The sequence below is a fragment of the Actinomycetes bacterium genome (assembly GCA_035489715.1).
Lineage (GTDB): Bacteria > Actinomycetota > Actinomycetes > JACCUZ01 > JACCUZ01 > DATHAP01.
Genome location: DATHAP010000197.1, coordinates 1 through 3,887, shown reverse-complemented (window position 1 = coordinate 3,887; position 3,887 = coordinate 1). Strand labels below are relative to the sequence as shown.

Here is a 3,887-nt window from a genome sequence, read left to right as displayed (position 1 = left end):
GTCAGCACCGGCAGGAAGACGAGGAGCAGCACGCCGACGCCGAGGAAGGAGTTGAGCGCGTGGCCGCTCGGGAAGCTGTAGCCGCTGGCGGTGTCGACGGGCTCGGGGAACGTGGGCCTGGCTCTGTCCACGAGCACCTTGAGGACGACGCCGAGGACGCCGCCGATCGCCATCGTCACGACAGCCCAGGCGGCCAGCCGTTTGGCGCTGCGGCGCCAGAGCCAGACGGCGACCCCGATCACGGCCAGGCGGAACACCCAGGGGTCGAGGACCCTGGAGCCGAGCTGCAGGGAGTCGACCAGGCCGGGGTCGGCACGGGCCACGTCGTTCAGGTCGTCGGCCACGCCACGGTCGAGCCGCGCCAGTGGCTCCCACTCGGACAGGACGAGCAGCATCAACAGGGTGAACGGGATTGCCACCAGGGCTGCGGCTCCTGCGCCGAGAGCGAGCCGGCCCGCGAGCCCGCGCTTGGGGGCCCGGCCGGGGCGGCGCGCCCCGGCCGGGCGGTGCAGGGTGCGGAGCATGAGCGGGTGGTACCCAGCAGCACGCCGTGGCACGCCCCCATCCTGCTGCGACCCGCACCCGAGACTCGCAGAAATGATCACGTGAACGTGATCAATACCCCCGAACCCTGGCAAATTCGCCGTGGTCCGGGTGCATTGACCACGCTGACGTGATCAATCTGGCAGGGGAGCGAGCCGGCGCCAGCCGCCGAGGCGGCCGGGCGCTCGCCATGCCGGAGCCGCGCCGAACCGGTGGGTTTGCCGACCGCTCCTGCGGTGAGCGACCTGGTGTGACTACGGGCAGCCTGTACTTCGTCGGCACCGCGACGACCCTGCTGCGGCTGGGGCCGTTCACGCTGCTGACCGATCCCAACTTCCTGCACCAGGGCCAGCGCGCCTGGCTGGGCCGCGGCCTGACGGCCAAGCGGCTCACCGAGCCGGCGCTCGACCCCGACGACCTGCCCGCGCTCGATGCGGTGGTGCTGTCCCACCTGCACGGCGACCACTGGGACCGGGTCGCGCACGCACACCTCGCCAAGGACGTGCCGATCCTCACGACGCCGCACGCCGCCCGGCGGCTGCGGGCCCGCGGCCGGCGGACGCTCGGCATGCAGACCTGGCAGAGCACCAGCACCACCCGCGACGGCATGCGCCTGACCGTCACCGCCCTCCCGGGCCGGCACGCGCCGCGTCCGGTCAGCCGTCTGCTGCCGCCGGTGATGGGGACGATGCTCGAGATCGGCCCGGCCACCGATGCCACCGATGCCACCGACGGTGCCGACGGGGCCGCGCCGCCCGTCGGCGAGGCCGACCGGCCGACCCGGGTCTACCTCAGCGGGGACACCCTGCTCGTGGACGAGCTCGGCGAGATCGCCGCGCGCTACCCCAGCATCGACACCGCCGTCCTGCACCTCGGCGGCACCACGCTGCCCGGAGGTCTCGTCGTCACCATGGACGGCGAGCAGGGCGCCGGCCTGGTCGAGCTGCTCCGTCCCAGCCACGTGGTCCCGATCCACCTCGACGACTACCGCCTGTTCAAAAGCCCGCTGGCCGACTTCCTGGCGGCCACCGAACGGCGCGGCCTGCGCGACCGGGTGACCCCGGTCCCGCGGGGTGGTGACGTCGCGATCGGCAGGGTCCGCGCACCGCACGCCTGAGGGAAGGCGCCGGGCGGTTAGGCTCGCCAGGTGCTGGACCCGAAGCTGCTGCGCGAGGACCCGGAGGCCGTGCGCGCCTCGCAGCGGGCCCGGCGCGAGGACCCCACCCTGGTCGACCGCGCGCTGGCCGCGGACGAGTCCCGGCGCAGCGCGATCGCAGCCTTCGACCGGCTGCGCAACGAGCAGAAGACCCTGGGCCGCGAGGTGGCGAAGGCGTCCGGCGACGACAAGGTCCGGCTGCTCGACCGCACCAGGCAGCTCGCCGTCGAGGTCAAGGCCGCCGATGCCGCCCAGACCGAGGCCGAGACGACGTACGACGCGCTGATCCGGGCGATCTCCAACATCGCCGAGCCGGGCGTCCCCGAGGGCGGCGAGGACGACTACGCGGTGCTCGAGCACGTCGGGACGCCTCGCGAGCCCGGCTTCGAGCCGCTGGACCACCTCGAGCTGGGGCAGCGCCTCGGCGCCATCGACACCGAGCGCGGCGCGAAGGTCTCCGGTGCGCGCTTCTACTACCTCACCGGGGTCGGGGCGCAGCTGCAGCTCGCGATGCTCAACCTGGCCATCGCGCAGGCCGCGGAGGCCGGGTTCGTGCCGGTCGTGCCGCCGGTCCTGGTGCGGCCGGAGGCGATGGAGGGCACCGGGTTCCTCGCCCAGGCGGCCGAGAACGTCTACCACCTGCCGGAGGAGGACCTTTACCTCGTCGGGACCTCCGAGGTGCCGCTCGCGGCCTTCCACATGAACGAGACGCTGGACGCCGCCGACCTGCCGCGGCGCTACGCCGGCTGGTCGACCTGCTTCCGCAAGGAGGCCGGCTCCTACGGCAAGGACACCCGCGGCATCCTGCGGGTCCACCAGTTCGACAAGATCGAGATGTTCTCCTACTGCGACCCGGCCGACGCGGCGGCCGAGCACCAGCGGCTGCTCGGCTGGGAGAAGGAGATGCTGGCCAAGGTCGAGCTGCCCTACCGGGTCATCGACGTCGCGGCCGGCGACCTCGGCGGATCGGCGGCCCGCAAGTACGACTGCGAGGCCTGGGTGCCGACGCAGGGGCGGTACCGAGAGGTCACCTCGACGTCCAACTGCACGACGTTCCAGGCCCGGCGGCTGAAGATCCGGATGAAGGACGAGAGCGGCGTACGTCCGCTGGCGACCCTCAACGGCACCCTCGCCACGACCCGGTGGATCGTCGCGATCCTCGAGAACCACCAGCAGGCCGACGCCTCGGTCGTCGTGCCGGCCGCCCTCCGGCCGTTCATGGGCGGCCGAGAGGTGCTCGAGCCGGTCAAGCGATGACGCACACCCGATGACCGACGACGCCACGCCGACCGGCCCGGCCGACGGTCCCGCGCAGCCCACCGAGGACGAGCTGCGCGACGCGTGCACCCGCTTCCTCGCCTGGCACGGCAACCGCTCCACGAGCGACGCCCTGGCCGAGGTCCGCGAGGTGCTGGGCGACGTCACGGCCGACCGCTACGGCGACGGCGGCGTGGTGGCCGAGCTGGAGACCGAGGTGCGCGAGCTGCTCGGCAAGCCGGCCGCCGTGTTCATGCCCAGCGGGACGATGGCGCAGCAGATCGCCTTGCGGGTGCACGGCGACCGGCTCGGCCGACGGGTCGTGCTGTGGCACCCGCAGTGCCACCTGGCGAAGTGGGAGGACCAGGCGGCCGAGCGGCTGCACGGCCTGCTCCCGCGGCCGGTCGGCGAGTCGCGGTCGCTGGTCACCCTGGACGACCTGGAAGAGGTGGCGGAGCCGTTCGCGGCGCTGCTGCTCGAGCTGCCGCAGCGCGAGATCGGCGGCCGGCTGCCGGAGTGGGACGACCTGGTCGCGCAGACCACGTGGGCGCGGGAGCGGGGGGCGGCGGTGCACCTGGACGGCGCCCGGCTGCTGGAGTCGCTGCCGTTCTACGGCCGATCGGCGGCCGAGGTGTCCGCCCTCTTCGACAGCGTCTACCTCTCCCTCTACAAGGGTCTCGGCGGGTTGGCCGGCTGCGTCCTCGCCGGCGACGACGGGCTGGTCGCGCAGGGCCGGGAGTGGCGGCACCGGCACGGCGGCACGCTGTTCGCGATGTGGCCGTACGCCGCTGCCGGTCTGGCCGGGCTCCGGCTGCGCGGGCCCCGCATCCCGGCCTACGTCGAGCACATGCGGGCCATCGGCGCCGAGCTGGCGGCGCTCGACGGGGTCACGGTCGTCCCCGACCCGCCGCAGACGACGATGGCGCACCTC

At 73.6% G+C, this 3,887-nt stretch carries 4 protein-coding genes; 3 read left to right on the top strand and 1 reads right to left on the bottom strand.

Going from position 1 to position 3,887, the window contains the following annotated elements; all coding sequences use genetic code 11:
• On the bottom strand, positions 1-524 hold a 524-nt coding region (locus tag VK640_15885; GenBank protein ID HTE74656.1), incomplete at its 3' end, for a phosphatase PAP2 family protein.
• Between the two features lie 269 nt (positions 525-793).
• Here VK640_15885 and VK640_15880 point away from each other — a divergent pair.
• From VK640_15880 to VK640_15870, 3 genes are all read left to right on the top strand, one after another.
• On the top strand, positions 794-1,660 hold the full coding sequence (locus VK640_15880; GenBank protein HTE74655.1) for an MBL fold metallo-hydrolase: 867 nt from the start codon (positions 794-796) through the stop codon (positions 1,658-1,660).
• 30 nt (positions 1,661-1,690) lie between these two features.
• Positions 1,691-2,956, top strand: coding sequence for a serine--tRNA ligase (gene serS, locus VK640_15875; protein ID HTE74654.1), 1,266 nt, complete (start codon positions 1,691-1,693; stop codon positions 2,954-2,956).
• Positions 2,957-2,966: 10 nt separating this feature from the next.
• The coding region (locus VK640_15870) for a beta-eliminating lyase-related protein (protein HTE74653.1) at positions 2,967-3,887 on the top strand (921 nt) is incomplete at its 3' end.